At 51.9% G+C, this 25537-nt stretch carries 22 protein-coding genes; 15 read left to right on the forward strand and 7 right to left on the reverse strand.

Annotated elements, in window-relative coordinates; translation table 11 throughout:
• Window positions 1–465: 465 nt before the first annotated feature.
• The 6 genes from MIB40_RS16495 to panD all read left to right on the forward strand — a co-directional run bounded on the left by MIB40_RS16495 (window position 466) and on the right by panD (window position 8717).
• Window positions 466–1314, forward strand: a complete 849-nt coding sequence (locus MIB40_RS16495; protein ID WP_249696533.1) for an HAD-IIB family hydrolase — start codon at window positions 466–468, stop codon at window positions 1312–1314.
• The gene (locus MIB40_RS16500) at window positions 1307–2533 is read left to right on the forward strand and encodes a glycosyltransferase family protein (RefSeq protein ID WP_249696535.1); all 1227 of its coding nucleotides are present in this window, start codon (window positions 1307–1309) and stop codon (window positions 2531–2533) included. Before MIB40_RS16495 ends, MIB40_RS16500 begins: the two co-directional genes overlap by 8 nt.
• Window positions 2530–4272, forward strand: a complete 1743-nt coding sequence (locus tag MIB40_RS16505; protein ID WP_249696538.1) for a sugar phosphorylase — start codon at window positions 2530–2532, stop codon at window positions 4270–4272. The genes MIB40_RS16500 and MIB40_RS16505 overlap by 4 nt, the downstream gene beginning before the upstream one ends.
• Window positions 4273–4980: 708 nt before the next feature.
• Complete coding sequence (locus tag MIB40_RS16510; protein ID WP_249696540.1) at window positions 4981–6984, forward strand: tellurite resistance TerB family protein; 2004 nt, start codon at window positions 4981–4983, stop codon at window positions 6982–6984.
• Between the two features lie 210 nt (window positions 6985–7194).
• Window positions 7195–8130, forward strand: a complete 936-nt coding sequence (locus MIB40_RS16515) for an ornithine cyclodeaminase family protein (RefSeq protein ID WP_249696542.1) — start codon at window positions 7195–7197, stop codon at window positions 8128–8130.
• 191 nt (window positions 8131–8321) lie between these two features.
• A complete protein-coding gene (panD, locus tag MIB40_RS16520) occupies window positions 8322–8717 on the forward strand; it encodes an aspartate 1-decarboxylase (protein ID WP_249696543.1) in 396 nt (131 codons plus the stop codon).
• A 530-nt stretch (window positions 8718–9247) separates the two neighbouring features.
• Here panD and MIB40_RS16525 read toward each other — a convergent pair.
• Both MIB40_RS16525 and MIB40_RS16530 read right to left on the reverse strand, forming a co-directional pair.
• Window positions 9248–9556 (reverse strand): hypothetical protein, encoded by a 309-nt coding sequence (locus tag MIB40_RS16525; protein ID WP_249696545.1) that lies wholly within the window; start codon window positions 9554–9556, stop codon window positions 9248–9250.
• Between the two features lie 57 nt (window positions 9557–9613).
• Window positions 9614–10903 (reverse strand): hydroxyacid-oxoacid transhydrogenase, encoded by a 1290-nt coding sequence (locus MIB40_RS16530; protein ID WP_249696546.1) that lies wholly within the window; start codon window positions 10901–10903, stop codon window positions 9614–9616.
• A 239-nt stretch (window positions 10904–11142) separates the two neighbouring features.
• Between MIB40_RS16530 and MIB40_RS16535 the strand changes: the two genes are divergently transcribed.
• The 3 genes from MIB40_RS16535 to MIB40_RS16545 are packed head-to-tail and all read left to right on the forward strand — an operon-like array spanning window position 11143 to window position 13978.
• The gene (locus tag MIB40_RS16535) at window positions 11143–12276 is read left to right on the forward strand and encodes a Re/Si-specific NAD(P)(+) transhydrogenase subunit alpha (RefSeq protein WP_249696548.1); all 1134 of its coding nucleotides are present in this window, start codon (window positions 11143–11145) and stop codon (window positions 12274–12276) included.
• Window positions 12273–12566 carry an NAD(P) transhydrogenase subunit alpha gene (locus MIB40_RS16540; protein ID WP_249696550.1) on the forward strand — a complete coding sequence of 98 codons (294 nt, stop codon included), beginning with the start codon at window positions 12273–12275 and terminating at the stop codon, window positions 12564–12566. Before MIB40_RS16535 ends, MIB40_RS16540 begins: the two co-directional genes overlap by 4 nt.
• Entirely contained in the window at window positions 12566–13978 is a 1413-nt protein-coding gene (locus MIB40_RS16545) for an NAD(P)(+) transhydrogenase (Re/Si-specific) subunit beta (protein WP_249696552.1), read from the forward strand. The genes MIB40_RS16540 and MIB40_RS16545 overlap by 1 nt, the downstream gene beginning before the upstream one ends.
• 65 nt (window positions 13979–14043) lie before the next feature.
• On the opposite strand, the gene MIB40_RS16550 is transcribed toward MIB40_RS16545, so the two are convergent.
• From MIB40_RS16550 to MIB40_RS16560, 3 genes are all read right to left on the reverse strand, one after another.
• Window positions 14044–14946: a hypothetical protein gene (locus MIB40_RS16550; protein ID WP_249696554.1), complete on the reverse strand. Its 903-nt coding sequence runs from the start codon at window positions 14944–14946 to the stop codon at window positions 14044–14046.
• Between the two features lie 36 nt (window positions 14947–14982).
• Window positions 14983–16188: an AGE family epimerase/isomerase gene (locus tag MIB40_RS16555; protein WP_249696556.1), complete on the reverse strand. Its 1206-nt coding sequence runs from the start codon at window positions 16186–16188 to the stop codon at window positions 14983–14985.
• Between the two features lie 97 nt (window positions 16189–16285).
• On the reverse strand, window positions 16286–17173 hold the full coding sequence (locus tag MIB40_RS16560) for an AraC family transcriptional regulator (RefSeq protein WP_264758607.1): 888 nt from the start codon (window positions 17171–17173) through the stop codon (window positions 16286–16288).
• Window positions 17174–17398: 225 nt separating this feature from the next.
• Here MIB40_RS16560 and MIB40_RS16565 point away from each other — a divergent pair, with 225 nt between their 5' ends.
• From MIB40_RS16565 to mmsB, 5 genes are all read left to right on the forward strand, one after another.
• The gene (locus MIB40_RS16565) at window positions 17399–18895 is read left to right on the forward strand and encodes a CoA-acylating methylmalonate-semialdehyde dehydrogenase (RefSeq protein ID WP_249696560.1); all 1497 of its coding nucleotides are present in this window, start codon (window positions 17399–17401) and stop codon (window positions 18893–18895) included.
• A 91-nt stretch (window positions 18896–18986) separates the two neighbouring features.
• Entirely contained in the window at window positions 18987–20147 is a 1161-nt protein-coding gene (locus MIB40_RS16570; protein ID WP_249696562.1) for an acyl-CoA dehydrogenase family protein, read from the forward strand.
• 29 nt (window positions 20148–20176) lie between these two features.
• Window positions 20177–20977, forward strand: a complete 801-nt coding sequence (locus MIB40_RS16575) for an enoyl-CoA hydratase (RefSeq protein WP_249696564.1) — start codon at window positions 20177–20179, stop codon at window positions 20975–20977.
• Window positions 20978–20989: 12 nt separating this feature from the next.
• Complete coding sequence (locus MIB40_RS16580; protein WP_249696566.1) at window positions 20990–22117, forward strand: enoyl-CoA hydratase/isomerase family protein; 1128 nt, start codon at window positions 20990–20992, stop codon at window positions 22115–22117.
• Between the two features lie 74 nt (window positions 22118–22191).
• Entirely contained in the window at window positions 22192–23076 is an 885-nt protein-coding gene (gene mmsB, locus MIB40_RS16585; protein WP_249696567.1) for a 3-hydroxyisobutyrate dehydrogenase, read from the forward strand.
• 91 nt (window positions 23077–23167) lie between these two features.
• On the opposite strand, the gene MIB40_RS16590 is transcribed toward mmsB, so the two are convergent.
• Together MIB40_RS16590 and ygfZ are read right to left on the reverse strand one after the other, a co-directional pair.
• Window positions 23168–24004 carry an HDOD domain-containing protein gene (locus MIB40_RS16590; RefSeq protein WP_249696570.1) on the reverse strand — a complete coding sequence of 279 codons (837 nt, stop codon included), beginning with the start codon at window positions 24002–24004 and terminating at the stop codon, window positions 23168–23170.
• A 55-nt stretch (window positions 24005–24059) separates the two neighbouring features.
• Complete coding sequence (gene ygfZ / locus MIB40_RS16595) at window positions 24060–25052, reverse strand: CAF17-like 4Fe-4S cluster assembly/insertion protein YgfZ (protein ID WP_249696572.1); 993 nt, start codon at window positions 25050–25052, stop codon at window positions 24060–24062.
• 134 nt (window positions 25053–25186) lie between these two features.
• Between ygfZ and MIB40_RS16600 the strand changes: the two genes are divergently transcribed.
• Complete coding sequence (locus MIB40_RS16600) at window positions 25187–25441, forward strand: FAD assembly factor SdhE (RefSeq protein ID WP_249696574.1); 255 nt, start codon at window positions 25187–25189, stop codon at window positions 25439–25441.
• The last annotated feature ends 96 nt before the right edge of the window (window positions 25442–25537 follow it).

The following is a 25537-nucleotide window of genomic DNA, read 5'->3' on the forward strand; positions in this document are numbered from 1 at the left end:
GTTCAGGTCTCGACATGAACGGCGAGCTTCGCCTTGATAAAAACCATTTTAGGATCCGCAGAGATCTATCCGAATTAATCAGAGGTGCCCTAGGTGCCCTAACATTACCTTAGCTTCTATGTGCCCTTTATGTGTGCAAATGCTTGCACTGAGTTGGCGGCGCAGCCCCATTATGGTGATTTCTTTCGAGTGACTTTTTCCCCTGAAAGCATTAACTAAGCCGATGAGGGGTAGAAAACCTGCGGTTAAATGACGAAATGCAATCAATTGAAGGATTTTAGTCACACAATCGCTGCATTTTCACAAGTTGGCAAAGTTGCTGCTTTATAGCACATCAGCAAAAAGAAATGAGAAGCAAATGCGGAACTGCGGCAATCGAGGGCGTTTCAGACTGCGGGATTGTCACAGCACCGGAATTCAATAATCAACGAGAGCAGCGATGTTCTGGATGAAGGGGGTGATGTCATGGGTACAGAGCGAAGTCTTTCTGTGTTGATTTTCACTGATCTGGATGGTTGCTTGCTCGACCATGACGGCTATAGCTATGCCGCCAGTGCCGTAACCCTGGAAGCGCTTCGAAACAATGTACCCATTATCATTAATTCCAGTAAGACCTTTAGTGAAATTGAGCAGCTTGTAGTAGAGCTGGGCCTGAATACACCTTTTATTTTCGAAAATGGTTCTGCCATTGCGTTTCCCCAGAACTGGAATCCTTCTCTTCCCGCCAGTACTTACCCTTATAAAAACTGGATGATCTTGTCTCTGGCGAGACCCAGGGAGTTACTACTGCATCGCTTGAACCAGTTGGCCTCAGGGTATCGTTTTCAGGGGTTTGCCGAGTTATCGCTGGCATCCTTGATGGAATTAACCGGACTGACTGAGGCGGCAGCACTGCAAGCAAAGCAGCGACTCTTTACCGAACCTCTGTACTGGCAAGACAGTGAGTCACACTTGGCAGCCATCGCCAGGGAGCTGGAGCCCGATGGGCTTCGTATTATCCGCGGTGGACGTTTTGTGCACGTGATGGATTCTGTTGATAAAGCCATCGCGATGCGTACCTTGCAAATCATGCTGGAGCAGAACAATGGAGCGACCTATCAAACGGTTGCATTGGGTGATAGTGACAATGATCGGCGCATGCTGGCAAGTGCCGATTATGCCTGCGTAGTGCGTAAATCGGACGGGACTTATCTGGATCTGGGCTCTCATTCAAAAACCTTACGCAGTGATTCAGCGGGTTCTGCTGGATGGAATGAATGTATCACAGCGCTGATACAGCAAGGCGTTATTAACAGCGGAGATTATCATGGGTGATTTTTATCAGAACGGCATTATTACCACGCTGCATAATTTATGTGACAGGCCTCTGGAGCAATTAGAAGAGGAATTACATCGGTTTTCAAGGTCTCGACCCATGGCCCTGGTGTTACCCTCGTTATTTTCTGAGTTGGAGGGGGATGCCCTAAAAAATATTGTATCCCATGTTCGCAACGCCTCGTATCTCAGTCAAATTGTGGTTGGGCTGGATCGTGCGAATGAAGAGCAGTTTCAGTTTGCACAGCAGTATTTTTCCCTTTTTCCGCAGCACTTTCGTATTCTCTGGAATGATGGGCCTCGCTTACGTGAAGTCGATGCGCTTTTGCAAAAAGAGGGGCTGGCACCCAGAGAAATGGGCAAGGGTCGCAATGTATGGTATTGCTTTGGCTATATTCTTGCTTCAGGGAAAGCGCGAGCCGTCGCACTGCACGATTGTGATGTGCTGACCTATACCCCCGAAATGCTGGCGCGTCTGATCTATCCGGTGGCAAATCCAGCTTTCAGTTATGAGTTTTGTAAAGGTTATTATGCACGGGTCGGGAATAATAAAATAAATGGCCGTGTAAGCCGATTATTAGTCACGCCTTTGATTCGCGCCTTGAAATGCGTTTGCGGGTATTCCGATTATCTCGAGTATCTCGACAGTTACCGTTATCCGCTGGCGGGCGAATTTTCGTTCCAGGTCGATGTACTGAATGACTTACGCATTCCTTCAGACTGGGGACTGGAAATTGGTGTTCTCTCTGAAATGAAGCGTAATTATGCGACTAACCGTATCTGCCAGGTGGATATTGCCGATGTCTATGATCACAAGCATCAGCCGCTCTCCCCAGAAGACGCTAGTAGAGGCTTGAGTAAGATGAGTCATGATATTTCCAAGGCCATTTTTCGAAAGCTAGCAACCAATGGGGAGGTTTTCTCCAGTGAGCGATTTCGTACCATCAAGGCGACCTACTACCGTATTGCCCTCGATTTTATCGATACTTACTACAATGATGCGCGCATCAATGGCCTGGCTTTTGATCGCCACGATGAAGAGGAAGCGGTGGAACTCTTTGCCAGAAATATAATGGAAGCCGGTAATTATTTTCTGGAAAATCCGATGGAGAAGCCTTTTATCCCCAGTTGGAATCGTGTTATTTCAGCTCAACCGGATATTCTTGAACGTCTTTATGAGGCCGTCGAAGCAGACCACAGAGAGGTTTGTGGGCTATGAGTTTTTTCTCCCTGCGGGGGCGAGTCCAGGAGCATTTACGACATATCTATCAGGACCAGGACCGATCGCAGCTGAAAGACTTCGGACAACGCTTGCTGGATGTCATGGAATTAAGTGGTGAGGCGCCGTTTGTTGGTCAGGGTGTTGAGCAAAGCAGTGGTTGGAGCTCTTCGGATGCCTTTCTGATTACCTACGGTGACAGTCTGTACAAAGAGGGTGAAAAACCCTTGCACAGCTTGCGATCTTTTCTTTATAAGGAGCTGCGTGGGGTTATCAACAATGTCCATATTTTACCGTTTTTTCCCTACACATCAGATGATGGTTTCTCGGTTTTGGACTTTACCCGTGTCAATGAAACGCTAGGGGACTGGGATGATATAGAAAGTATTGCCAGTGAGTTCAGTTTAATGTCGGATCTGGTGATTAATCACACCTCGGCTCGTAGCCCCTGGTTTGTCAATTTCGAACAAGGAAAAGACCCCGGGAAGGATTATTTTATTTGCTGCGATCCAGATACCGATCTCAGCCGAGTGGTTAGACCCAGAGCCAGCGAGCTATTACGACCGGTCGAAACGGTCCATGGTGTTCGCTATGTCTGGTGTACTTTTAGCCATGATCAGGTAGATCTGAATTTTGCCAATCCCGATGTGTTGCTTGAGTTCGTGAGAATTATTCGACTTTATCTAGACAAGGGGGTGCGGGTTTTCCGTCTCGATGCTATTGCATTTTTATGGAAAGAGCCAGGTACCGACTGCCTGCACCGTCCGCAGACCCATGAAATTGTACGTCTGTTGAGAACCCTGATCTTGCATGCCGAGTCTAGGGCGTTATTGGTTACAGAAACCAATGTGCCGAATCGGGAAAATCTTTCCTATTTTGGTAATGGCAACGAAGCACACATGGTGTACAACTTCCCCTTGCCGCCTTTGTTATTGCACACTTTTTTCGCTGGTGATTGTCATCATCTCACCGAATGGCTGATGAGCATGCCAGCGCCTCCTTTGGGATCAACTTACTTTAACTTCATTGCTTCGCATGATGGTATCGGTTTACGCCCCGTTGAAGGTATTCTCGATGACCTTGAGCGAGACCGTATGGTGGCCATGGTAGAGCAGCTGGGTGGGCGGGTCAGCGTGAGAAAACTGGAAGGGGAGGTGATACCCTATGAACTCAATATCTCACTGTTCGATGCCTTGTCCGGAAACTATCAGGGGTGTGACCAATGGCAGTTAGAGCGCTTTATCTGCGTCCATACTCTGATGATGTCCTTGATGGGAATCCCGGCGTTCTATATTCATAGTCTGTTGGCTACCACCAATGATTATGATCGCTTGCAACACAGCGGCAATGCTCGGGCGATCAATCGACACCGCTGGGACATGGATGATCTCAAGTGTCTCCTGGATAATCCTGAAAGCCCTCAGCGACAGGTGTTGGATCGCCTGAAAGCCCTGTTGGCCATTCGACAGCAACAACCCGCTCTTCATCCCAACGCCAGCCAGTATGTGTTGCATCTTGGGCCAGCAGTGTTTGGAGTATGGCGCCAGAGCCTCAGCCATCAGCAGACGTTGTTTGCACTTAACAATGTCACCGATCGTGTGCAACGGGTCAACTTGCACAGTGTCAATCTGGACGCTGTAACGAAATGGCATGACCTGCTGAGCGGGGAGGTGATTCAAGAGCAGCAAACCAGTATCGAGCTACAGCCCTACCAGTCAGTCTGGTTAAGGCACCTCTGATTAATTCGGATAGATCTCTGCGGATCCTGAAATGGTTTTTATCAAGGCGAAGCCCTTGTTTATGTCCAGACCTGAACAAGGGCTTCAACACCGAGAAAAACCATTTTAGGACTGCCCTACGGTGCTTTCAGGCGAACCCAGATTCTTTGTTACGCCTTTTTGAAAGGTCTGGACCTTACTGCAAAGGCGTGCCGCGATTCTGGATTCATCTGAAAGCCAGAGTTCATCTGAATTAATCAGAGGTGCCTTAAGCAATTGATTGCGGATAAATAGTACTCAGCTATCGCGGTGTGTTCTATATTGTTAGAGCACCCTTGATTAATACGCAAAAAGGCCCGCTTTGTTGTTTAAATCCTACAGGATAAGCCTTCAAAGGCTTTTCCCGATGTAATGATTTTTCGCTGGGGCCGATGTGGGCAGTGGACTTCGCTGTACTGAGCTTTACTTTCGCCCGTCGTAGCGTCCTGTTTGATTTAATCAAGATGCCCTGAAAAGGACTTGCGACTTTTGACTATCCGCTTATTTTAGGCGGTGGGTGGCTCGGATGAGGTTAAGGCAATACCAATCTAAGTGAGTTTTTCAGGTGGATTCCGATCCTTACAATCACTGCGACGCTGATGTTGGTTAGTCACGGGAGTACCACGTAATTCTCTGTCGCCATGGTAATGCTTTGAAGTCTGGAATACAGACCCTCAGTGAGGAGAATGCATGGAAACAGTCACGTTATTCGAATGGTTGGTCGGTGCTATTTTTGTCGGAGTGAATGCATATCGTCGCTACAATACGCCTGCGACTAACCGTGAATCGACAACGTTTCAAAATTTCAGCATCTATTTTCTGTTTTACCTGATGTCGGTGCTAACGATCTATGTTTTTTGTGGAGCCTTGTTTGATAGTTCTCCCGAAACTATTGGTGCCCTCTATGGGCTTTTTACCGGTCAGCTAAATGCTACCCTGCCGGATGAATTTGCCAAACTTAGTGCTCCCATGGTGTCTGCGCTGTTTCTTACTACGTTATTGCCCTCGTTGCCCTGGTTATCGCGATACGACAAAGCACTGTTAAACGCTTTTTGGGATCGGGGACATATTCCCTACCATGTACAAAAAATGGCGGCGGCCATGCGTCGGGCGCCCTTTAATTTTTCCCCTCGCCAAAGTAAGCAGCTGCGCAAACAATGCCTGGCGATGGGGGTCGAGTATGACAATTTGAAACTGGTATCGGCGGGAGATCTTGATTACCGGTGGGCAAGAATCAACGCCTTGATCGATAGTATCGAAGAGTGGCAGCAGGATGACTCCGGTCGCTTGCGCCGTTTTATGGAAGAGCACAGCGAAGAGTTGGGAATACTGCTGGAAACCCGAGACGACCTCAACGCTGAATATATTAGTGTTCGATCAGAGTCCGTTGAGAGCAATTTGACAGAAAAAATTATCAAGATTATTGATAAGTCGATTGTAGACCTTTTTCGTAGTGCGACGGTATTAGCTGCCAAGGCCTGTTGTGTGGCCGAGCTGTCGGAAAGCGGGCGAAGCTCCCGTATCACCCAGCTAGGGTTTGAAGGCGGAACCAAGGGCTTCGACCGCCTCTTACCCAGTCAGGTTGCGGCTGCTCTAATGGCAATTTTATTTACCTTTTTACTGGTCTCACTGGCCCAGGAATTGGGCAAGCCAGTTGAGTTCAGACGCTTTGGCAGTGTTGGTTTTATGACCTTCCTGATGTTTTTTACCTACGGCTCGGCCTTGACGATTGCGCTGGATTTAAAACGTCGGGTCGGCATGGGATACAACGAATTGACCCGCCAGCGCTCCTGGTTGGGTTATGTCGCCGTCGGTTGTGTGACCGCACTCAGTTGGTTTCTGGTGACGGCCAGTTTTCGTTACATCGTGCAGATGTTGTCGGGGGTGGATACAGCAACGAATCTGGATCGAGTATTGACCAATCTCAGTTGGAGTTTTCCCTACGCGCTACAGTCGGTGGCACTGGCGGTTTCTATCTCCTGGATTCTTGACTATCACCAGAGTCGAGGATTAAGAGGGCGCTTGAATTTTATGCAGCGCTTGATTGATGTCAGCATTGCGATGGCGGCACTGGCGTTGACGTCTGTGGTGGCATTTTACTGGATGGAGGGACTGGGCTGGTTTGAGGGGCATGGTACCAAAGAACCCCAGTTTCAGGGGAAAACGCATATTGGCTGGTTTGTGGCAAAAAGTGTGGCCGTTGCGGCCGTGGTGGGTTGGTTGGTGCCTATGTGGTTTTACATCAACCGTTCCAAAGCGCCGGACCAGATAGCGGGCCGGTTGATTGTGATGAACAAGAAAGGCTTGTCTCGAGAAATTCGTAACCTGGCGCCTAATCAGCTGGTTGAAGCTGTCGCCGCAGTGGGTGCGTCAATGGCGGTGATCGATGACGATGTCAGTCGTAGTGAGGAGGATGTCTATCAAATTATTTGTGGTCACCTTGCTGGGCTGGCAAATTCGGATGTCGATATTGACGCAGCGGGGAAAGAGTTCAGTCATTGCCTGTCCTTGCTCGAGCAAAACAAACTGGACCTCGAAGCGCGCCTGAAAGACTTGAAACACCTGCCTCTGCTCTCATCGTTAATGCCTTTCGTCGCTTCTTCCATCGCATTTGCCGATGGTGTCTATATGGATCAGGAGCGAGAACTGGTGGATAGAATCAAAAAACTGGTTCATACCAGTGAGCTGACCTAAGCCTCCATGCTTGTTGTGTTTATACGTAGGGCTTACTCGCTGGTTTCATAAAAGGTGAGTAAGGCTATTAATCATATATGTCAGTGTTGGTCATCACTTTTCTCCTGGTAACCTGGTTCTGCATGCCCTGTGCAATCCTCGCTACCTAAATAGTCAGTAATATGGCATCGTCTAATCACTATCTTCTCCATGCCCGGATGGGAATACTCTATGTCGAACTTGCCTCATATTAGTGAACAGGCACTGCTGTCACTCAATCTGTCTGCTGCTGAGGTGACTGAGAGTATTGTGACTATGCTACAGCAACAAGACCAGGGGAGGGCCTGGAGCGCGCCTAAATCGACATTGTTACCTGGCGACGGACGTTACCTGATGTCGACACTGGCGGTATCTGATGCGGACAGGTTGATGACGGTGAAATCTTTGGTCGTAAATCCGCACAATCCTCAATCGGGATTGCCAGCGATTAACTCATTGGTAAGCCTGCAAGACAGCTATACCGGGGTTCCTCTGGCCACATTGGATGGTAACTGGATTACTGCCATTCGTACGGCGGGGCTCAGTGCAGTTGCTGCCCGATATCTTGCTGACCCGACATCTTCTGTGATGGCCTTCATCGGTTGCGGGGTTCAAGCCCAAAGCCATCTAAAGCTGTTTGCCGAATTGTTTCCCCTTACCGAGATCAGGGCTTTTGGCCGAGGCGAACACAACCGTCAGCGGCTATGCCAGAGTGCGAAGGCTATGGGGTTACAAAGCAGGGTCTGCGTTACAGTACCGGAGGCGATGGAGGGGGCGGATATAGTGGTGAGCTCGGTGACGCTGGATGTCACCATGGAGCCCTTTGCCGATGCCCGCTGGTTGAAGCCTGGTGCATTTGCCGCCATTACCGATCTTTGTTTACCCTGGATGCCTGAAGGGTTGGGGAGCTTTGATCGTATTGTGATTGATGATCTGGTGCAGGAAGCCGTCGCTGAACAGAAAATGCTGGATGAAGCCCTGGTCTGGGGAGACCTTGGTCAGTTAGTGAAAACACAGGTACAGTCTGGCACGGGGACTTTCGAGGGGCCTACGGCATTTGCTTTTCGAGGTTTGGCGTTAGGGGACCTGGCCTTGGCGGCACTGGCATGGCGACGATTTAAACAGTAATGGAAAGCGCTGGCGATTCTAATCAGGGCGCTAGTGATCTCAGACTCTGGAGAGCTACGACCCATTTGCGGCCTATTGGTATGGTTTGTTCGGGGGCTTTGCGAGGCGATGACCTTGCTGTATCCTGCGGCATCCCGTTGTAGGGGTGATTGATCAACAATTATTACAAGCCGTTTGGGGGGGACCGCCGCATGAACCGGAAAATGCTGAAATCCAAGATACATCGAGCCACTGTTACGGGAGCCGATCTGCACTATGAGGGCAGCGTGACCATCGACCTGGATCTGCTCGAAGCGGCCGATATTCTGCCTTACGAAGCGGTTGATATCTGGAATGTGAATCAGGGTACCCGTTTTCAGACTTACGCCATAGAAGGCCAGCGTGGCAGTGGCACGATCTGTATCAACGGTGCGGCAGCGCGCCATGTTTCGCCGGGAGATCTGGTTATCATTGCCAGCTGGTTGGAAATGGATCACGAACTGGCCCGTAAATATGAGCCCAAGCTGGTGTTTGTCGACGACAGAAACCAGCAAACCTCTCAGGATACCGAAACCGGAGGTCAATCCGAATTGGCCAAAGCGATCTGATACAAGGGTTTGTCGGCTGGCTACGTATCAGAGTGTCGTTTTCATTTTGTTGATGAGCAGGTTGAAGACTTTAATACGCTAAATTAATAGTTGTTGTGGCATCTGGTACGAAAAACGACTCTATGCCACCTGTTTCGGAGATAAACTGGCGATCAGGCCTTGTTGCATTGGTGAACTTCACAAGCCGGAACAGGGGTAAGGTTTCATTGACGAAATTGCTCATATTGGCAATCGGTGAATATGACGCCTCACAAGCAAAGTTATCAACGTGACGGAACTTAGGGCTCCTCTGATTAATTCAGATAGATCTCTGCGGTTCCTGAAAATGGTTTTTATCGAGGTGAAGCTCGCCGTTCATGTCGAGACCTGGACAAGGGCTTCAACACCGGGAAAAACCATTTTCAGGGCCGCTCTACGAGGCTATCGGGCGAATCCCGCCTTTTTGAAAGGTCTCGACCTTACTGCAAAGGCATGTCGCGATTCTGGATTCGCCTGAAAACCAGAGTTCATCTGAATTAATCAGTGTTGCCTTAGTCTTGATAACGTTCTTCCGCATCTTGCACAGTTTTCCGCGTATCGGCATCCTCTGTTGCGCGACGTTCGTCAGCATCTTGTATCTGTTTGCGAGCGTCGGCATCCTGCACTGTCCTAGGCTCATCCGCCCCTTGCACGCTGTTACGAGTTTCTGCGTCCTGGGTGGTTCGTCGTTGATTGTCATCTCCTTGATAGCCCCCGGTCGCGAAAGCAATATTGGCAGTGACGCTCGTTGTTATGAAGATTAGGCTGACAAGAACGGCCAGTAACCACGAAGGGAGTGTTGGCAGGTTAAGGTTTTTCATCCTGTGCGACCTCTGGTTTTCTCTTATTTAAAAAGTTAGTCATACCGTCGTGATCACCTACCATAACTTCATTGAATCCAGGAACAGCTGCTTAAGATCCTCAGCAGATGCAGGGCGTGGTGATAGTTTGGTGACACGATGTTGGGGTAAAGTGCCTGCGACCAGTTTGTCGACATCGTCCGGTCCATAACCCACGCCAGAAAGGCCATTGGGCAGGCCGCAATCGCGAATCATTTTGACGATGGCGTTGGATAGCACCTCACCGGCATCTTCCGGCGCAGCGTCTTGCACATCCGTGCCCATCAACTCGGCGCAATGCAGGTGCAGTTGCGGGTTGGTTTCAGCCGTGAAGCGAAATACAGCAGGGGCGTTGAGCACCACCGCCATGCCATGGGGCACGGTAGGATGATCGGTTACGTATCCTTCGGGCCGGTAATCTTTCACCATCCCGGCGACTGGATAGGACATGCCATGGGGCAGGTGCACACCGGAGTTACCGAAACCGATACCGGCGTAGGTGGCGGCGAGCATAATCTGGCCACGGGCCTCTTCGTCGGTAGGGTCCCGGGTGACGCGCACCAGGTTGCTGGCGATCATCTCCAGAGTTTTGCAGGCCCAGATATGGCTGATGGGGTTGGCACCCTGATAGGCCGGACGCAGTGCCGGGGACTCGGGCGCGGGGCGTTGGTGATACGGCAGCGCGGTAATGGATTCGATGGCATGGCTGAACTGATCCAGCGCGGTACAGGCCGCCACCATGGGGGGCATGGTTTTGGTGTTGTCGGGGTCGATAATACCCATGATCGGGCGCAGGGCACGGTGGGCAATGCCGGTCTTGGCTTCCATCTCCAACAGATCGAAGATCGCGACGCCGGTGGTTTCGCTGCCGGTGCCGGCGGTGGTCGGCACGCAGATCATGGGTTTCAGTGGTCCGGGAACCGGAGTGCCCTTGCCGATGGGCGGGTTGACGTATTCGAGCAGTTCGGCAGGGTAGGTTGCATACAGGTTAGCGGCTTTGACGGTGTCCATGCTGGAACCGCCACCGACCCCGACGTAACCATCGAAGTTACCGGCACTGGCAAAGGCGATCGCTTCTTTAAAAGAGACATCCGTAGGCTCGACACTGGTTTGGTCGAATAACACCGCGTCGAGCCCGGCAGCCTGCAGAGATTCCATGACAGTAAGCACTGCGGGGTTGGATGTCAGGTTGGGGTCGGTGACGACCATAACGCGTCGAGCGCCGAGGTTTTTCATATCTTCACCAATCTCGCGGGTAGCACCGGCACCGAACTTGATGCTCGAAGTGTCCATAGTGAAGATATGCTCTTTGCGCGGTTCGCCACTCATACGTAGTTCCTCTTATATTTTTGTTTTGGAATAGGGTTAGCATAGCGGCTTTGGCGACGCAGCCCAATAGGCTGAAAGTCGTGTCGTGGCATGGATCGCTTTCTCCCTGAAAGGGCTGAAAAAGACCCCTACTCACATTCAACTGCTATAGTGATTGTGGTGTTGGTATCCCTGTCAAATATCGGTGTATAGGGCGGGGTTCGCTGTCTATTTGGTGTAATCCGGCTGGAGGAAACTGCATGGCGGTATCGGTAGCTGTACCCAAGGAGATTAAAGAGGGGGAGCGTCGCGTCGCGATTGTTCCGGAGGTGGCTTCACGGTTGCAACAGCTCGGGGCCGAGCTGATTTTGCAGGCGGGCGCAGGGGCATCGGTGGGGCACGCGGATGAACTCTTCGAAGGTGCCACCTTCTATAAAGACCCCAAGAAGGTGTTGTCATCGGCACAGGTGCTGCTGAAGGTGTTGCCGCCTACCCCGCAAGAGGTGGCAATGATGGACAAGGGCACGGTTTGTGTCAGTTTTATGGCCCCCTTTGAAAACGATGAAGGCATTGTGGCCATGAAAGAGCGAGGAATTACCTCCTTTGCCATGGAGCTGATACCGCGTATCTCACGCGCCCAGTCTATGGACGCACTGACCTCCCAGGCCTCGTTGGCAGGCTATAAAGCCGTGCTGATGGCGGCTTCTATTTCGGGTAAGTTTTTCCCTATGCTGACCACGGCAGCCGGTACCATTCGACCATCCAAGGTGTTGGTTATCGGTGCCGGTGTGGCAGGACTGCAAGCGATCGCTACCGCTCGTCGACTCGGGGCCATTGTTGAGGCTTACGATGTGCGCTCGGCGGCGCGGGAGCAGGTGGAGTCTCTGGGGGCTCGCTTTGTTGATACCGGTGTCTCGGCCGATGGTCTCGGCGGTTATGCCCGTGAGTTGACTGACGAAGAGAAGAAGCGTCAGCAGGAAGTCTTGGCCGAACGGGTGGCGGCTTCCGATGTGGTGATTACCACGGCGGCTATTCCCGGGCGCGCATCGCCCATGATTATTTCAAGGGAGATGGTGGAATCGATGCACGCCTGTTCGGTGATTGTCGATATGGCGGCCGAAGGCGGCGGTAACTGCGAACTGACCAGACCGGATGAGCAAGTTGAGCATAACGGCGTGACGGTTTATGGACCCCTTGGCGTGCCCAGTATGCTGGCGATTCATGCCAGTGAGATGTACGCCAAGAACCTGCTCAACTTCTGCAAATTGATCATCAATGAAGGTGAGCTGTCGATCGACTGGGAGGATCAGGTGTTGGCGGAAAGCTGCCTGACTCACGACGGGGAAATTCGCTTTGAAGCGGCGCGGGAGCGGATTGAAGGAGAGCAATCATGATAGAAGGCTGGGCTGCAATCTATATCTTTTTACTGGCCGGATTTACCGGCTACGAGGTGATCAGCAGGGTGCCGGTGATTTTGCATACTCCGCTGATGTCCGGTTCCAATTTTATCCACGGTATTGTTCTGGTGGGTGCGATGGTGGCGCTGGGTCACGCTTCGACTATCGGACAGCAGTTGGTCGGCTTTATTGCCGTGCTACTGGCGGCGGGTAACGCCGTGGGTGGTTATGTGGTAACCGAGCGGATGCTGGAGATGTTCAAGAGCAGTAAAGGGGGTAAAGGCTGATGGAAATAATGATTCAGGCCAGTTACTTCCTGGCGGCGGTACTCTTTATTCTGGGTCTTAAGCAGATGAGTTCTCCAGTGACCGCGCGTCGCGGCATCATCTGGTCCGGCGTGGGTATGATTCTGGCGACGGTAGTGACCTTCTGGGATCCATCGTTGCATGGTGTTTCTAACTACGTCCTTATGGTGATCGCTATTGTGATCGGTGGCGGTTATGCCTGGCAGAAAGGTAAAACTGTGCCCATGGTGGATATGCCCCAGATGATCGCCCTGTTTAACGGCATGGGTGGTGGTGCTGCGGGCGCGATTGCCGCCGTTGAGTTGTTCAGTGCGATCCATCAGTCGCAGGGTATTCCGGGCATGGGAGTCAGTGCGATTCTGGGAACCGATGTCGCTATTGTGGCGATCGTAGGTGCCTTTATCGGAACCCTGTCTTTCAGTGGATCCTTGATTGCCTGGGCCAAGCTGGACGGTAAATTTCGACGTACTTCGCTGGTTCCGATGCAACACTGGGTCAACCTGATATTGTTGGTCGCGGTGATCTATGTCGGTGTTAAGTTGTTTAATACCGAGAGCACGCTGCTTGTGTTGCTGTTCTTTGCCCTGGTGCTGCTATTAGGCGTGTTTGTCACTACCCCGGTGGGTGGTGCCGATATGCCAGTGGCGATCTCGCTGTTTAATGCGTTAACCGGCCTCGCCGTTGGCCTGGAAGGTTATGTGCTCGACAATGCCGCGATGATTATTGCCGGTACGGTCGTCGGCTCGGCGGGTACCTTGCTGACCCAGTTGATGGCCAAGGCGATGAATCGATCGGTCTGGAATGTGCTGTTTGGCGGCTTCGGCCAGAACACAGCGTCTGCAGAGGCCGGTGAAATCGAGGGCTCGATGAAGGAGGTCCAGAGTCAGGACGCGGCCATTATGATGGCCTATGCCAGTCAGGTGATCATCGTACCCGGCTACGGCATGGCAGTTGCCCAGGCTCAGCACAAGGTGTGGGAATTGGCCGAACTGCTCGAAGAGAACAACGTATCGGTGAAGTTTGCCATTCATCCCGTGGCGGGTCGTATGCCGGGACATATGAATGTGTTGCTGGCCGAAGCCGGTGTGCCTTACGACAAGATCTTCGATATGGATGAGATCAATCCCGATTTCCCGACGACCACGGTGGCATTGGTGATTGGTGCCAACGATGTTGTGAACCCGGACGCTCGTAACGACAAAACCAGCCCGCTTTATGGTATGCCGGTTCTGGATGCGGCCCTGGCGGAGAACGTGATCGTGGTCAAGCGTGGCAAGGGTACCGGATTCTCCGGGGTTGAAAACGCCCTGTTTTATCAGGATAACACCCAGATGCTTTATGGTGATGGTCAAAAAGCCGCTTCGGATCTGATTCAGCATCTGAAAAAGCTCTAATCTGTTGTGCAGTTCTAACAGCAAAAAAGCGGCAGCTTCGGCGGCCGCTTTTTTGTGAGCAAAGATCAGCGATCGTCGGGCAGTTGAGTGATCACGGTCAAATGATCCCCGCTAGTGTCCAGCTGCAGGCGAACCTCTAACCCTCGTAATTGTGACAGGTTGTCGCAATGGGTGCCGCCGCAGGGAATTGAGATTGAAACGCCATCGAGTTTGCAGTGCCAGTAACGACGAGCGAGCAGTGCGAGTGGTTCGCGTTCAACTTTGATGTCATTGCCCTGGGCTATCCAGTTCTGCAATTGGTGGTTGATGCTGTCTTCAATGTTTGCCAGTTGGTCGATAAAGGTTTGGCGATCAAAACCTTTCTTTCGCAGGGATTTTCCTAACCGATAGTGGTCACGACTGCCATTGGGTTCGATGCTTGACTCACTGATCGCCAGGCGGTCGAAGTCCGGGTTGCCACAAGCGTCCTGAGCGATCGGCTTGCGCCAATGGCTGGTTAAGGCCTGGTTCAGGGCCAGGGACATCAGATGGCAGGCGCTGTGGCCTCGATTCAGGCTCTGACGATAGCCCTCATCGAACCTCAGGGTTACCTGGCAGCCGACTTCAAAAGAGAGTTTATCCGCAGGGATATTTAATCGATGGGCAATACAAAATGTCCAGCCAGTTTCTCCACGTTTGACCGGAATGTCCGTGCCCAAAAACCAGGGTTGATCCGCGGGTTCACTGATTGAGGTGGCGGCCAGACGGCAGTCATCGATATGCCAATGGTTTTGCTCAAAATCGAGGGTTCCATGGTCCCCAGGCTGGTCGGGCCATTGGTAATCCCAAGGGTGAAAATTGCTCGCTTGGGTGATTATCCAGCAATGATTGACTGAATGTGAATCAAGAAGAATGCGATCAACCCGCGTCGATAGAGCCGGACGGTAGTAGTCGGTGAGGGTTTCGCCATATCTAAGATGATCGGGCATCGAGTCGTCCCCCTTGCGAAGTACTCTGCGAGCGCGCTATTGGGCGGATTGTTGGTTAAGTACCCGGCGCGCTTCCATCAGGCCGAGCACGATATGGTAGCCGGTACTGCCCGGTAGATCGTAAGGCTTGGGGCTGTTATCGCGGTTAAGGTATTCATGCCAGCGTCCGTCTTCTTGTAGATAATAAGCGAACAGGTAATCGAGTAGCTCACAGAGTTTGTGCAGATCCTGTGCCTCGTGCAACAGTTGATAACGCAGAGCCCGGGCTTTAAGGCATTCTGTTACCGGCCAGATGCGTTTGGCATCATCCAAAATGCGGCCGTTACGGTCGACTTCATTGAATATGCCGCCGTGTTCCGAGTCGCAGCCATATCGATCGGCCCAGGCATAGAGCGCTTCTGCCTGTTGCCTAAGTATTGGATTGGCCTGGCTCTGGTCATAGGTGCTGAGTAACCAATACCATTCGTAATGGTGACCGGGTTCGATACGGTGACCCTGTCCGTTATCAGGGCACCATTGATCGTTAAAGAATTCGCCCAATGTGTCAGTGGTGTCATCAAAAAAATACTCACCAAACAACTGCAAGATGTTGTCGGCCTGGGCTTGGTAAAAAAAGCGATTGTCACTCGGGTCGTTTTGATACAGTGCCACAAAGGCTTCCAGCAAGTGCATATGAGGGTTTTGACGACGGATCGCCTGGCGCGGTTTCCAGTCACTTTCAGCCGCCTCGAAAAAACCGCCTCCTTCTGTATCGGTCAGCTGCTGGAGCAGGCATTGGCTGGTCTCGAAGGCGATCTGCAAGGCGTACTCATCTTTAAAGGCCCGGTAATAGTAGGCACAGGCGAACAGAACAAAAGCGTGACCGTAGGCGTCCTTGGCGCTGTCACGAACCCGGCCATCGTTGTGTACACTAAAAAACCAGCCGCCTTGTGCTCTATCCAGAAAATGTTGTTGCAGGAAGGAAAACCCCTGTTTGGCGGCCTCGGCATCCTCTTTTTGCCTATTACTGATAAAGGCCAGGCTATACACGAAGATCTGGCGGCACTGCACCAGCAAGCGTTTGGTGTCGACCGATAAGGGCTGTAATTGCGAGTCGAGACGTTCATAAAAGCCGCCATGCTGTCGATCGATGCCGTTGTCACGCCACAGCGGAAGCAAGCGATCGAACAGGTAATGATCGATACGGGCAAGCTGATCCCGATAGTGGTTACCCAGAGGGGTGTTGAGGCTTTGCTTCGTCATGAGGCTGGAGTCATTCACGGCTTTAGATTGGCGGCATTATAGCGGGGGAGGGTAGAGCAGCGAAAGCTGTCGGCATTTCCTGAACCTATCCAGGTCATTAGCGATGTTTATGAGCCCGGTATTGGGACGGGGATACTCCCAGAATTTTGCTGAACAGCCGGGAGAAATAATAGGCATCGTCGTAGCCGAGCTGGGCGGCAACCTCCTGAATGCTTTTGTCGGAGATGTCGAGCTGATAACAGGCCTGTTGCATCTTGAGATGAATAAAGTGCTGGATGGGCGAGTAGCCGGTAAGCTCCTTGTACTTCTTGGAAAAATGATATTTGGACAGGCTGACGCTGGCGGCGATGGTGTCGAGGTCCAGGTGCTGGTGGAGGTTTTCCTGCATCAGGCTGTGAATACGATCGAGATCCAGATAACTGCCCGATTTCAGTTTCAGGCGGGGACGAATCACCAGCGCAATAAAACTGAGCATCTGGGCGATATGGTTCGAGGCGTAAATAAAGTTATCCAGTTGGTATCCGCCGTCACGCAGGCTCATCAGGCTGCCGAAATCGCTGAGCAATTTGGCCTGCAGGCCGGTTTTTAAGACAGGGCCTTCGGCCAGCTGCTGCAGGCGATCCATCATCAGGTCGCTGTGCAAGCCATCAAAATGGAACCAGTACAGGGTCCATGGGTTTTGTGTCGATGCCTGATAACTGTGGGCCTGTCCTCGGGGTAGCAGCAGTAATTCGCCGGCATGAATATGGTGGTGTTGCCGGCCGAACCAGGTTTCCCCCGCGCCATGGGTGCAGAACATCAACAGATTATCATCGTGATTTCGTCGTTCCATGCGGTGGCTAACTGCCTTGGGGTAGTAGCCAAAGCCCAGGGGGTAGCAATCTTGTGTGAGAGGATGCGCGGCCAGTTTTCTTACGAGAAAATCGGGGGTTATAAAACGAATTCCTTCGGTGGGAAGGGGCCAGCCTGAAGATATGTCACTCATAAAGTATTGATTATTCTTAATATAATTGTTTTTTCTGGTGAATGCATTAGACGTTTGTATAGCAAAATAGTCCAGCATGCGAACAATTTAGTCAATCCTTATCGGGCAGGCATCGTGGTACAACTAGGCTATTCTGCAGATAATGTCCGCATTGCCTTGGTGGGCGGCGTTGTCTCATAAACACCAAGACTGACTAAAAATAAGACAACCAATGGGTGACCGACGATGACCGCAACAACCATACCTCAGCTGATCAATGGCGAGTGGCAACAAAGCCGCTGCGAGCAAACCCTTCCGGTAACCAATCCGGCCACTCAGGAAGTCCTGTGCAATGTACCTTATGCGACTTCGGATGAGATGGAAGCGGCCATCAGCAGTGCCAAGACTGCTTTTGAGACCTGGCGCGACGTACCGCCCTCCGAGCGGGCCCGAATCATGATGGTTTATCAGGCGTTGCTAAAAGAGCATCACGACGAATTAGCCGAAATTCTGGCCAAGGAAACCGGCAAAACCTTTGCTGACGCCAAGGGTGATGTCTGGCGCGGTATCGAAGTGGCCGAGCAGGCCTGCAATATTCCCAGCATGTTAATGGGCGAAACTGCCGAAAACGTAGCCCGTGCCATCGATACTTACAGCTATATTCAGCCGCTGGGTGTCTGCGCCGGTATTACGCCTTTTAACTTTCCGGCCATGATCCCGCTGTGGATGTTTCCTCTGGCGATTGCCTGTGGCAACAGCTTCGTGCTCAAACCATCCGAGCAGGATCCGATGACGCCTAATCGACTCGCAGAACTGTTCCAGCAGGCTGGCTTTCCCAAGGGGCTGCTGCAGGTGGTACATGGTGGCCGTGAGCAAGTGGATACCCTATTGACTCATCCGGATGTGCGTGCGATCTCCTTTGTGGGTTCGGTCAATGTCGGTGCCCACGTGTATCGCACCGGTTGCGATCACCTCAAGCGGGTTCAGGCGATGACCGGGGCCAAGAACCATATGGTGGTGATGCCCGATGCCGACAAGGATCAGGTGATCAATAATCTGGTGGGTGCATCGGTGGGTGCGGCAGGTCAGCGCTGTATGGCGATCAGTGTGGCGATCTTTGTGGGTGAAGCAGCCAACTGGATTCCGGAGCTCAAAGAGGCCATGGCCAAGGTTCAGCCGGGTGCCTGGGATAACCCGGAAGCGGGTTACGGCCCGGTGATTTCTCCCCAGGCCCGTGAGCGCGTACTGGGCTTGATTGCCCAGGGTAAGGAAGAGGGCGCCGAATGCCTGCTCGACGGCAGCGAATGTGTGGTTGAAGGTTATCCCGATGGCAACTGGGTAGGCCCTACTCTGTTTAACAAGGTCACCCCGGAGATGTCGGTCTACAAAGAGGAGATATTCGGACCCGTGCTCTGCACCATGGAAGCCGATTCCCTGGATGAAGCGATCTGCCTGATCAATAACAGCCCCTTCGGTAACGGGACTTCGTTGTTCACCTCATCCGGCCTTGCGGCGCGTCATTTCCAGCATCATATTGAGGTGGGGCAGGTGGGTATTAACGTACCGATTCCAGTGCCTCTGCCTTTCTTTTCCTTCACCGGTTGGAAAAACTCCTTCTATGGCGATCAGCACGCCTATGGCAAGCAAGCGGTTCGCTTCTACACCGAAACCAAGACAATTACGGCCCGGTGGTTCGATCAGGGTATGAGTACGGGCCCGAATATGACCATCAATCTGCGTTAAGATGATTACCGCTGGCCCACAATGACTTGTGGGCCACTTTCATTGTTGACCAGGTTCATAGCATTAGATGGTGCTATGAAGGGAGATCGTGATGGATTTTAATCTTAATCAAGACCAACAAGCGTTTTGCGATATGGCGCGTCAGTTTGCCGATAGCGAACTGGCCCCGAATGCGGCGCACTGGGATGCCGAGCAAGAGTTCCCCATTGACGTTATCAAGCGCGCTGGAGAACTCGGCTTTTGTGGTATCTATTCTCCCGCCGAAAGTGGCGGTATGGGTATGAGTCGGCTCGACGCCAGTCTGATTTTCGAAGAGCTGGCCCGAGGCTGCACCTCTACCACGGCGTATCTTACGATTCACAATATGGCGACCTGGATGGTGTGCAGTTTCGCCGGAGAATCAATTCGTGAACGATACTGCGAGTCGTTAGTTAGCGGTGAGCTTTTGGCGTCCTATTGTCTGACCGAGCCCAATGCAGGATCCGATGCGGCGTCCTTACGCACCAGTGCCCGGCGTGATGGTGACCATTACATTCTCAATGGCTCCAAGGTCTTTATCTCGGGAGCGGGGTCGACCGACGTGCTGGTGGTGATGGCACGAACCGGTGAGGCGGGAGCCGGTGGTGTTTCCTGTTTGCTGGTACCGGCGGATGCAGAGGGTATTGTTTACGGTCGTAAAGAGGAAAAAATGGGTTGGAATTGCCAGCCGACTCGTATGATAACGTTCGAAGAGGTTCGTGTTCCGGTAGATCACTTGCTGGGAAGTGAGGGGGATGGTTTCAAGATCGCCATGAAGGGCCTCGATGGAGGGCGAATCAATATTGCCAGTTGCTCGTTAGGGGTGGCTCAGGCGGCGCTGGAAGAAGCGCAACGCTATATGCAAGAGCGCAAGCAGTTTGGTAAAACCCTGGCCAGTTTTCAAGCGCTGCAATTCAAATTGGCGGATATGGCTACCGAACTGGTGGCATCACGCCAGATGGTTCGCCTTGCCGCCTGTAAGCTGGACGCTGGAGATGCCGAGGCCACAGTCTATAGTGCCATGGCGAAACGCTTCGCAACCGACCGCTGCTTTGATATTTGTAACGAAGCGCTGCAGATCCACGGTGGCTACGGCTATATTCGTGAGTATCCTCTGGAGCGTTTTGTACGTGATTCAAGAGTGCACCAGATACTGGAAGGCACCAACGAAATCATGCGGGTTATTATTAGTCGGCGCCTGTTGATGGAAGGTGCCACGGACATTATTCGCTAGCGTGAACTGGCCGAATGTAAGGAGTTTTTATGAGTGCTACATCCTATTCCAATATAACTGACAAATTACTGGTCGAGGTGCGTGAACATACCGCTCTGGTGACCATTAATAACCCGTCCGCCAACACCTGGGACGAAGAGAGCTTGCAAGGGTTGGTGACACTGGTTGAAGCCTTGAATGATGACCTGGATATCTATTCACTGGTGATCACCGGGCAAGGCGAAAAGTTTTTCTCCGCCGGTGCCGATCTGAATCTGTTTGCTGATGGTGATAAATCTCGTGCGCGACAGATGGCGCGATTGTTTGGCCGCGCCTTTGAAACTCTGAGCGCATTTCGTGGGGTTTCCATTGCAGCCATTAACGGTTACGCCATGGGTGGCGGTCTGGAGTGTGCACTGGCCTGCGATATTCGAATCGCCGAAGAGCATGCGGTGATGGCATTACCCGAGGCGAGCGTTGGTTTGTTGCCCTGTGCCGGAGGTACGCAAAATCTGCCCTGGTTAGTCGGCGAAGGCTGGGCCAAACGAATGATTCTGTGCGGAGACAAGGTTGATGCGGCGACTGCCGAGCGGATCGGCCTGGTTGAGCAAGTTGCTGGCCGGGGTGAGGCGCTGGAGGCGGCGCTGAAATTGGCAGCAGGCGCTGCCAGGCAAAGCCCTTCCAGTGTGACGGCCTGTAAAACCCTGGTGCAGGCGGCGCGCACCAATCCTTTGGCCCAGGCGTTGCCTTCGGAGCGTGAACTGTTTGTGGATCTGTTTGATACCCAGGATCAGAAAGAGGGTGTTAATGCCTTTTTGGAAAAGCGCAAACCCGAGTGGAAAAACGCCTAAGGAAACCCGTCTATGAAAGCTACTGTTGATGCCCCCGTACTGTTTGAAACCCGAGCCGCAGGGGAATATCAAATAGGCTTTGCCACCCTGAATGTGGAGAAAGCCCTGAATGCCCTTAGTCTGGACATGATTGACCTGCTCTATGAGCAGTTATTGGCCTGGCAGCAGGATGACCGGGTGGTCTGTGTGATGCTGCAAGGTGCTGGTGAAAAAGCCTTTTGCGCCGGCGGAGATATACGCCGTTTGTACGATTCCATGTGTGAAAGCGGCGAGGGGGTTAACAGCTATGCGGTCGATTTTTTCAGTCGGGAGTATCGTCTTGATTATCTGATCCATTGCTACGGTAAACCTCTGATTTGCTGGGGCGCAGGAATCGTTATGGGTGGCGGTGTTGGGCTGATGTCCGGTGCCAGCCATCGGGTTGTTACTGAAACCACCCGGCTGGCGATGCCTGAGATCAATATTGGGCTTTATCCCGACGTAGGGGGCTCCTGGTTTTTGGCCAGAATGCCAGGCCGGCTGGGTAAGTTTTTGGGGTTGACTGCGGCATCGCTGAACGCCGCAGATACTCTGTTTACCGGTTTGGCCGATCGCTTTTTGCGTAATGATGAAAGAAGTGAGCTTTGCGATGCGCTTTGCGTCGAGGAGTGGACTCCTGATTCCGAGCAGAACAAGGAGCAGGTGACCCAGTTGTTGAGACGTTTTGAGAAAAGCTCAATACAGGGATTGCCGGTTTCTCCATTGCGACAGCATTATGATCTGATTAATCGTTTGATGGATCACAGTTATCTACAGCAGTGTCTGGATGATTGCCTCAAGTTGGAGACAGAAGACCGCTGGTTACAACGGTGCGTCAAGGCATTTGCCAATGGTTGCCCTATTTCTGCCCATCTTGTGGTCGAACAGATTGAGAAATGTCGTCACCTTTCTTTGAAAGAAGTTTTCCAGCAAGAACTGATTGTTTCTGTTCAGTGTGCTGCCAAGGGTGAGTTCCGCGAAGGTGTGCGTGCCTTGTTGATCGACAAGGACAATGCTCCCCAGTGGGCACCGAAGTCGCTGGATGATGTAGTCCATTCTACCATCGCCGAATTTTATCAAGCGCCCTGGGGAGAGAGTCCTCATCCCCTTGCAGATCTCTAGCTGGCGGGATTGTATCAAGAGCTAACCTGATAAATCGTCATAGCCGTTTAACAATAAAGATAAGAGGTGCAGCAATGAAAATAGGTTTCATAGGTTTGGGTCACATGGGTGGTCCCATGGCCAAGAATCTGGTCGCCGCGGGTCATGAGTTGAAAGTATTTGATCTGGTGCCGTCCGCCGTACAGTCACTGGTGGAGGCAGGTGCTTCTGCGGTTTCAACGGCCAGTGATGCGGCTGTTGATGTTGAGGTATTAATCTCAATGCTGCCTGCCAGCCAACACGTCGAAGGTTTGTATCTGGGGGAAAGTGGATTACTTGGCAGTATCAACCAGCAAACACTGGTGATTGATAGTAGTACTATTGCGCCGGAGTCGGCTCGCAAGGTGGCAACGGCGGCGATCGAAAAGGGCATCACCATGATCGATGCGCCGGTGTCCGGTGGTACAGCGGGTGCGGCGGCCGGTACTCTGACGTTTATTGTGGGGGGCGACAACAAGGCGCTGGAGCGTGCTCGACCCGTGCTCGAGAACATGGGCAAGAATATTTTTCATGCAGGTGATAGTGGTGCCGGGCAGGTAGCCAAGATCTGCAATAATATGATGCTTGCGGTATTGATGGCGGGCAGTGCAGAAGCGATTCAACTGGGAGTTGCTAATGGTCTCGATGCCAAAGTACTGTCCGATATTATGCAAAAAAGTTCGGGGCGCAACTGGGCCCTGGAGCTTTATAACCCCTACCCGGGAGTTATGGAATCGGTCCCGGCAAGCAATGACTATCAAGGTGGTTTTGGCGTTGATCTGATGGCAAAAGATTTAGGTTTGGCGATGGAGGCCGCATTGCAAACTCGTAGCTCGACACCAATGGGGACCCTGGCTCGTAGCCTGTATGCGATGCACAGCGCTAAAGGTAATGGCTCCCTGGACTTTTCCAGTATTCAAAAATTATTTAGCGACCTGTAAGGGAATTGACCCTGCAATAAAAAAAACGGCGCATTGTGCGCCGTTTTTTTTATTGCAGAAAGCTGCCCAGAGCCGATTAAAAGCAAGCCTGTTAGCTTAGCAGGGCCATTGCTGCTTCCATTTCTGCGCTGAGGTCCTCGCCTTCATTCATATCGACCTCGGTATCAAGGCCGAGCTTTTCAAAGGCTTTGATCTGGCTCCAGTCAAGCTGAGCGAAGGCATGGTCAGTGCCGGCAAGGGATTGCAGAATAGCAACCATCACAACGTCGGAGTAATCTGGCTTATCGTCGCCCTGACGCTCGAAATTTACCGATTCGCTGGGTACATCGGCAATTTCACTTGGGAAATCCCAGGCCTTGAGGATCTTGCTGCCCAGTGTCGGATGAATTTCATCGATGACCTGTTGCAGGGTTGCTTCATCGGGTACTTCGCCCTGGTCTTCGATAAAGGTCAGTATGGGGAGTACGCCAATACGATGCATGAGCCCGGCCAGGGTAGCCTGATCGGGTGCCAGTTTGGTGTATTGACGACAGAGTACATGAGAGATACCGGCGATTTCGATGCTTTGTTGCCAGGTATCGCGCATCAGTTTGTCGATGGTGTCATTGGTGGCTTGAAACATCTGCTCCATGGCCAGCCCCGTTGCAAGGTTGCAGGAGTAGGTAATTCCAAGGCGGCCAACGGCATTTTGCAAATTATCGATTTCCCGGCTGCCTCGCATCAATGGCGAGTTGACCACCTTGATGATTCTGGCGCTGATGGCAGCGTCGTTACCAATCACATCGCAGATTTTTTTCACATCCACCATTGGATCTTCAGCTACCTCACGTACCTTAAGCGCTACCTCGGGTAGGGTTGGCAAGGTGAGTTTGTCATTGTCGATGGCAGAGGTTAGTTGTTCGAGAATGTTGGCTGCAAATTCGCTCATAAAAAAATCGCTATGTCAGTAGTGGTTAAGGGAGCCGTTTAAGGTTAGATCAAGCCTATTCAACCAAGTGTTCCCTGTTAGTTATAGCATAGGGAAGATCGGTCACAGAGAGAACCTTATTATCTTCAAAAAGCAGTGTTTTTGCATCGACGGCATCATTTTTGGCAAGAATTAATAGCTCATGATGCTCGCCTGATTGAGCGCCGGAGATAATTTCACCGACTGACTGGTTGTCTTTGTCGACGATGGGGCAAGGGTATTGCTGTGGTTGGCTGGTGCTGGTAGCCCGGTACAGTCGGTTTTTGGACTTTCCCAGATGCTGCATGCGCGCGACGATTTCCTGGCCGGTGTAACAGCCTTTGCGAAAACTGATTGCCCCTAGCGCCTGTAGGTTGAATTGATGGGGCGTATATTGCTCTCGAGTGTCACCGGAGATCCAGGCGATGCCTTGCTGGATATCGCCCAGTAACCAGATATCCGGAGTTGCTCTGGGCAGATGGCCCGAGAGCTCAACCCATTGTTGTTTTGCTTGCTCTGTTGGTAGCCAAAGTTGGTACCTGTGGTTTTCCGAGTCCAGGCAAATCAATTGACCGCCAAGCAGTGCAGAGGTGTTACCACTGTCGATCGAAGGGGCGCCTTGTTTTTTGAGCCAGTCGGCAGCTTGCTGGCCATGGAGCCCTATGCCGACCAGTGATGAGCCAAGATCCTGCAGTTTGCTGCGGAAAAAAACAGCGTACTTGTTCAGGTCGTTTATATGGGGGGCGATCAGGTCCTGGTGCATGACCAGCCAGTAGCCTTGATCAACGGGTAAAATACGGAAGTTGCTCAGCATTCTGCCCTTGGCGTTACAGCAGGCACCCAGAGAGCTGGTGCCAGCTTCCAGTTTGTCCAGGTCGCAAGTGAGTTGGCCTTGTAAAAAACGTGAAGCGTCACCCTCTTGCACCGACATTACTGACCAGGGGGTCAGATCACAAAACCAGCTGTCATCAGTGGTCACTGCTTGTGATGCAGGTTGTTGCTGGAGAAATTGTTGCCATTCTGTGTTCATTGCAATACGAATTCCTGATGCCTTTAAGTGGTCGATCATAGAGTAAAATTGGCAATGGCAACAGCACCCTGGCCGTGGTTATAAAAGAGGCTATAATGGCCACCCCTTTCCCGCTGATAATCGGAGTTCGTTGGATGAAGTCGCAAGCAGAGCTGAATCGCCTGTTTTGGCATAGCCGCCGGGGTATGCTAGAGCTGGATGTGTTGCTGGTACCCTTTTTGAAAGAGGCTTTTACCGATCTGCCCGAGAACGATCAAGCCGCTTATGAGAAGCTCTTGACTTGTGAAGACCAGGATATGTTCTCCTGGTTTATGCAAAAAGATAAACCCGATGATCCAGATTTGCAGCGCATCGTAAAAATTATCCTCGACCGGGTTCAACCGGACTAAACTTAAGGCACCTCTGATTCATTCAGATGAACTCTGGCTTTCAGGCGAATTCAGAATCGCGACACGCCTTTGCAGTAAGGTCGAGACCTTTCAAAA

It is taken from the genome of Aestuariirhabdus haliotis, assembly GCF_023509475.1.
Lineage (GTDB): Bacteria > Pseudomonadota > Gammaproteobacteria > Pseudomonadales > Aestuariirhabdaceae > Aestuariirhabdus > Aestuariirhabdus haliotis.

Excerpts from the sequence above, each read along its gene's own strand:
- MIB40_RS16495 (WP_249696533.1), top strand. The coding sequence starts at position 466 with ATGGGTACAGAGCGAAGTCTTTCTGTGTTGATTTTCACTGATCTGGAT.
- MIB40_RS16500 (WP_249696535.1), top strand. The coding sequence starts at position 1,307 with ATGGGTGATTTTTATCAGAACGGCATTATTACCACGCTGCATAATTTA.
- MIB40_RS16505 (WP_249696538.1), top strand. The coding sequence starts at position 2,530 with ATGAGTTTTTTCTCCCTGCGGGGGCGAGTCCAGGAGCATTTACGACAT.
- MIB40_RS16510 (WP_249696540.1), top strand. The coding sequence starts at position 4,981 with ATGGAAACAGTCACGTTATTCGAATGGTTGGTCGGTGCTATTTTTGTC.
- MIB40_RS16515 (WP_249696542.1), top strand. The coding sequence starts at position 7,195 with ATGTCGAACTTGCCTCATATTAGTGAACAGGCACTGCTGTCACTCAAT.
- panD (WP_249696543.1), top strand. The coding sequence starts at position 8,322 with ATGAACCGGAAAATGCTGAAATCCAAGATACATCGAGCCACTGTTACG.
- MIB40_RS16525 (WP_249696545.1), bottom strand. The coding sequence starts at position 9,556 with ATGAAAAACCTTAACCTGCCAACACTCCCTTCGTGGTTACTGGCCGTT.
- MIB40_RS16530 (WP_249696546.1), bottom strand. The coding sequence starts at position 10,903 with ATGAGTGGCGAACCGCGCAAAGAGCATATCTTCACTATGGACACTTCG.
- MIB40_RS16535 (WP_249696548.1), top strand. The coding sequence starts at position 11,143 with ATGGCGGTATCGGTAGCTGTACCCAAGGAGATTAAAGAGGGGGAGCGT.
- MIB40_RS16540 (WP_249696550.1), top strand. The coding sequence starts at position 12,273 with ATGATAGAAGGCTGGGCTGCAATCTATATCTTTTTACTGGCCGGATTT.
- MIB40_RS16545 (WP_249696552.1), top strand. The coding sequence starts at position 12,566 with ATGGAAATAATGATTCAGGCCAGTTACTTCCTGGCGGCGGTACTCTTT.
- MIB40_RS16550 (WP_249696554.1), bottom strand. The coding sequence starts at position 14,946 with ATGCCCGATCATCTTAGATATGGCGAAACCCTCACCGACTACTACCGT.
- MIB40_RS16555 (WP_249696556.1), bottom strand. The coding sequence starts at position 16,188 with ATGACGAAGCAAAGCCTCAACACCCCTCTGGGTAACCACTATCGGGAT.
- MIB40_RS16560 (WP_264758607.1), bottom strand. The coding sequence starts at position 17,173 with ATGAGTGACATATCTTCAGGCTGGCCCCTTCCCACCGAAGGAATTCGT.
- MIB40_RS16565 (WP_249696560.1), top strand. The coding sequence starts at position 17,399 with ATGACCGCAACAACCATACCTCAGCTGATCAATGGCGAGTGGCAACAA.
- MIB40_RS16570 (WP_249696562.1), top strand. The coding sequence starts at position 18,987 with ATGGATTTTAATCTTAATCAAGACCAACAAGCGTTTTGCGATATGGCG.
- MIB40_RS16575 (WP_249696564.1), top strand. The coding sequence starts at position 20,177 with ATGAGTGCTACATCCTATTCCAATATAACTGACAAATTACTGGTCGAG.
- MIB40_RS16580 (WP_249696566.1), top strand. The coding sequence starts at position 20,990 with ATGAAAGCTACTGTTGATGCCCCCGTACTGTTTGAAACCCGAGCCGCA.
- mmsB (WP_249696567.1), top strand. The coding sequence starts at position 22,192 with ATGAAAATAGGTTTCATAGGTTTGGGTCACATGGGTGGTCCCATGGCC.
- MIB40_RS16590 (WP_249696570.1), bottom strand. The coding sequence starts at position 24,004 with ATGAGCGAATTTGCAGCCAACATTCTCGAACAACTAACCTCTGCCATC.
- ygfZ (WP_249696572.1), bottom strand. The coding sequence starts at position 25,052 with ATGAACACAGAATGGCAACAATTTCTCCAGCAACAACCTGCATCACAA.
- MIB40_RS16600 (WP_249696574.1), top strand. The coding sequence starts at position 25,187 with ATGAAGTCGCAAGCAGAGCTGAATCGCCTGTTTTGGCATAGCCGCCGG.